The organism is Kribbia dieselivorans NBRC 106261, from assembly GCF_001552435.1.
In the GTDB taxonomy this organism is placed as follows: domain Bacteria; phylum Actinomycetota; class Actinomycetes; order Actinomycetales; family Dermatophilaceae; genus Kribbia; species Kribbia dieselivorans.
This window is the reverse complement of the sequence record NZ_BCRE01000248.1, coordinates 1-4309: the sequence shown is the minus strand read 5'-3', so window position 1 is coordinate 4309 and position 4309 is coordinate 1. Positions and strand designations below refer to the sequence as shown.

The following is a 4309-nucleotide window of genomic DNA, read 5'->3' as shown; positions in this document are numbered from 1 at the left end:
ACCAACCAGCCGAGGCGCTCGCGGTCCGGCGCCCCCGCCGGCCCGGTGTTGCCGTGACTGGTCGTGACGATCACGCTCGGCCTGGCCGACCCCAGGTCGCTCGCCAACGCCGCTCCGGTCGCGTCGGCGCCCGCGTGGTAGCTCACGGTGATATCGGGGTCGTCGGCGTACGCCTTCTTGACCGGATCGGCCACCACCAACCGCATCGTGTGCGAGATGTCACCGGGATCGTGATCGGTCGCCCACACCACGGCTCGCCCGTGCTCCGGCGCCAGCTCCCCGTCCCACGGGCCCAGCAGCGCGCTGACGTACCGCGCCAACGCATCGCCCTCCAACGGCAGCCGCCCGGCGAAGATCCGCGGGTCGAGATTCAACGCGTACTGCAACCGCCACGGCAACGCCTCGAGCCCACCCCACAGCATGAGGAACGACGGGATCGCCCCCGGCGCCACCCCGCGTGGCGTCCCCCCGATCGGGATCGTCTCCGGAGCGGCGAAACCCGAGTAATACCGCAGCAACACATCCGGCCTGGTCGGGTCCCAGCGCAGCACCGGCGCCGGCCCACGCGCGGCCACCAACGCCTGCAGGGGCTCGGGGGCATCCTTGGCCGCCACGAGATCATCGACACTCAGGGCCGGATCGCCGTGCGGCAGGACGAGCCCCCACCCCACCGTCTCGTGTCGCCAGTCCCACGGATCGACCACCGGTGGCGCCAGCGGTGCCACCCCCGCCGCCACCGCCCCGAGCGCCCACTTGCCGTACTTCGCGGTCAGCGCCCCGGAGGCCGGTTCGCCCCGCCACCCGTTGCTTCTCACCTCGGTGTCCATCACGAATCCCCGCTCACCCGAACAACTTCGCCAACGCCGGCTCGCGCATCTCGTCGGCCTTCTCCCGGGTCATGTTTCCCGCGGCCTCGAAACTGTCGGCCATCCCGACGGTGAAGACCTCGGCCTTGATCGCCGCGTCCGTGAGCTCCTCGCTCGGCGCTGTGGGCCGACCGCGCAGGCGCAGGTTCGGTGAGGCGACATAGAGGATCGGCATGGTCCACTCCTTCTGCCGACCGGCGACCACCTCCGGTGCCCCGAAGTCGGTGATCAGGCGCCGGCGCGGTTCGTGCAGCACCGTGGCCCAGTCGAGCATCCCGCCGGCCCGTCCCTGGGGCGCGATCGCCGCCAACCGCGCCATGACCGACGCGTACAGGTTCGCGCAGAACGCATCCGACATCGCCGCGTCCACGGCCTTGCGCATCCCGATCACCGCAGGCAGCCCGACGCGCACCAGACTCGACGTCAACGAGGCCGTCTGCTCCCCGGGCGCGGCGCCCTCGCAGCAGTTGAGCGTCACCAGCCACGGCGCCAGGAACCCGGGCTGGGCCAGCGCCTTGAAGTGCTCGGCCGACAGGGTCAGCACCGCCATGTCGTCCAACTGGGCGACGAGCAACCGCGGCCCGTCCGCCGTGCCGTGGCAGGACAGGTGCAGCAGATGCGGCTGGAACCCCTTCACCGCCGCGATCAGCGTGTCCGACGTGGCCGGCATGATCTCGGCGCTCCACCCCGGCTGCCCGCTGTCGTTGACGAGCGCGACCGCCTCGGCGGTGGTCGTGAACACCCGCAACTCGACGCTCAACCCCGGCACGGGGGCACACCCCGCCAGCAGGGCCCTGACCTGCGCCGCCGGGTCGACACCCTCGGCCCCGATGATCGCCGCGATCCGCACCGCTCGCTCCATGAGGAACGCCCCGGCCGGCGCGACGATGTCGGTGGGAATGCGCGCGATCGGCCACAACCCGTTCAGGCACGCGAACCCGCGCACCTGCGCCGCGTCCCACAGCGCCTCGAACGGCACGGCCTCCACACTGGGCTCCCGGCCGGTGCGGAAGTACAGCGGCTGCGGCGCGGCCACCCCGGGGATGCCGTTGGCGAACGTCTCGAGCAACCGCGCCTGCAGGGGCGCCACGGCGCTCAACTTGGTCCGCAACGACGCTCCGAAGGTTTGAATCGCCGGAGCGGTGTTCTCCGGCCGAGGACCCCACGGCAACGCGTCGATCGCGGCGAGTTGGGCCACCTCCGCCGCGTCGCAGACCCATGGCTCCAGCCCGGCCGAGTCGGCCAGGCCGAAGAGCACTTGGATCGGCGCTCCGAACTCCTTGAAATCGACGACGACACTCATGACTGCCCCCCTGCGCCGGCCCCGCTCGCATCCGTGTCGAACATCACCGCATCGAGCCGCGCCTTGGCCACCTCGAGCGCGTCCCTGGTCGCCGTCACCTGCGGGTCGGTGGAGTCGAACTGCAACTGGGTCTCCCACTGCCGCACCTGGTTCTGGGCGGCGACCATGCCCGGAGTCACGATCGCGCCGGTTTCGACCTCGGTGGCCAGTCGCGTCTCGGCCGGGTGATAGCCGGAGACCGGTTGGGGCGGGGCCATCCCGAAGCGCATCGGGTGCATGATCAGCAGCAGCCCCCGCGTGTCGGCCGGCGCGGAGGCGGGGTACTTGAGCATCAGCCGGTACGCGTCGCCCAGCGTCCCCGGGTGATCGGTCACGACCGCCGCGTCGTGGAAGATCGTCGCGGCCACCGACAACGCCGACACCTGCGTCGCCATGACGCGCAACCCCGTGGTGGAGTGATTCTGCGGCACCGCCGTCGCCACCAACCCCCACACCCCGCACGAGGTCATCAGCGCCGCGATCTGCTGCGGCCACAGAAAACGCGCCTGGGCCGGGTCGCGGTTGCTCGTGGGCGACTCGGCGACCGCGAACGCCCCCTCGCCGCTGGAGAGGAATCCGTGGCCGATCAGGTGCAGGATGTCGAAGCGTTCGCCCATCTGCTGCCCGATCCACCCCAGCCACGGGCGGCCGTCGTCGGGCTGGGCGGAGATACCGGGCGATCCCTCGGACTCCGCGGGATCGTGGATCGCCGTGACGCGGTGGCTCAACTGCTCGCGCAGCACGTCGGTCGTCTCGGCGTCGGCGAACACGTGGATCTCCGGGTCGAGGTCGAGGGTCTCCAGCGCGTCCAGCGCCTGATCGACCATGTCCACGGCGTCGAACACGGCCTTGGCCAGCGGCATCGACACGCAGATCGCGATCCGCGGAGCGGCGCTGGGCTTGGCGGTCGGGAGGGTGTTGAGTTGCCCGGGCAGCCGCAGCAGCGGGAGGTGGAGGTCACCGAACGCGTCCTCCCACGCCATCCCGGGCAACAGGGGGTGCTCGGCCGTCACGGCCAGCCACAGCGGCTCGTTCTTCGCCTGCAGTTCGCGGATCGTGTCGGTGGCGGCCAGACGGGCGCAACTGTCGGCCAGCGCGTGCGTGAAGGCCTCCCGATCGTCCTTCGACGCCGCCGTGATGATGGCTTCGCCGCGCACGTCCCACGCCTCGTACAGGTCACCGGGCGACCGCAGCGCGAACGTCACCTGGGAGGTGTGCTTGCGCGTGAGTTGGTGCCCGATGCGCAGGGCCGTCAGCCCGAACTCGTCCCGGATGGCCTCCATCGCCGTCTCCCCGTCACTGCGAGATGAGGTTGTACAGGGCCCACGAGGTCGCCGGGTTGGTGACGTCGCCATGGCCGGAGATGCGCGCGGTCCCGTTGATGGCCAGCACCTCCGAGCCGGGGTCGAGCGGGTACCGCGTGCCGGCGGCCGGATCGAGGATGTCGGTGTCGGCGACGTCGGACTCCTCGGCAGGTCCGTAGCCACCCATGGCGGCGTACTTGCTCGGCGGCTCGTCGCGACCGGCGGCACCGACGTTCTGCTCACCGAGGTCGGAGCGACGTCGCACGGCGAGGGCGAAGAACGTGCGCAGCGGAGCGTCGTGGCGTGACCAGGTCGCGAGAATCGGCAGGTCGCAACGGCTCTTGGCCACGGCATAGCCGCCGGGCCGGTGCAGATCGGGCACGTCGTCGGCCAGTGCGAGGTACGACAGGGCCGGCTGCAGGAGCAGCGTGGAGCGCACGGAGCGAGCGGGCTGCGCCGACAGGGCGGTCAGGGCGGACAGGGCGACCTTGCAGCCGTACGAGTGCCCGACGACGTGCACGCGGGGCGGCGCCTGGTCGGCGGGTTTGGCGGCCAGGATGCGGTCGAGCAGGGGGCCGACACCGCGGTAGCCGACGACGCCGGATCGATCCTTCATCTGGAGCACGGAGGCGAGGCGAATGATGTTGCGCGGGTCGAGTTTCTCGAAGAATCCGGCCGCCGCGGGACCACCCGCGGGCCCGGCCGCGGGACCACCAGCCGGGCCGGCGTTCGGATCGGAGCCCGGGGTCCGCGCTCCGTCAACCGGCCCCGACGGACCCTCGACGATGACCGGCCCC

At 71.6% G+C, this 4309-nt stretch carries 4 protein-coding genes; all 4 read right to left on the bottom strand.

Annotated features, from left to right (window positions below):
• The coding region (locus KD1_RS15405; protein WP_217995912.1) for a hypothetical protein at positions 1-827 on the bottom strand (827 nt) is incomplete at its 3' end.
• Between the two features lie 13 nt (positions 828-840).
• The gene (locus KD1_RS15400) at positions 841-2169 is read right to left on the bottom strand and encodes a CHAT domain-containing protein (protein WP_068403388.1); all 1329 of its coding nucleotides are present in this window, start codon (positions 2167-2169) and stop codon (positions 841-843) included.
• Entirely contained in the window at positions 2166-3491 is a 1326-nt protein-coding gene (locus KD1_RS15395; protein ID WP_068403386.1) for a hypothetical protein, read from the bottom strand. Before KD1_RS15395 ends, KD1_RS15400 begins: the two co-directional genes overlap by 4 nt.
• A gap of 13 nt (positions 3492-3504) precedes the next feature.
• The coding region (locus KD1_RS17025; protein WP_217995911.1) for an alpha/beta fold hydrolase at positions 3505-4309 on the bottom strand (805 nt) is incomplete at its 5' end.

Bases quoted from the DNA above. Each gene is read 5' to 3' on its own strand.
- KD1_RS15400 (WP_068403388.1), bottom strand. From the start codon at position 2,169: ATGAGTGTCGTCGTCGATTTCAAGGAGTTCGGAGCGCCGATCCAAGTG.
- KD1_RS15395 (WP_068403386.1), bottom strand. From the start codon at position 3,491: ATGGAGGCCATCCGGGACGAGTTCGGGCTGACGGCCCTGCGCATCGGG.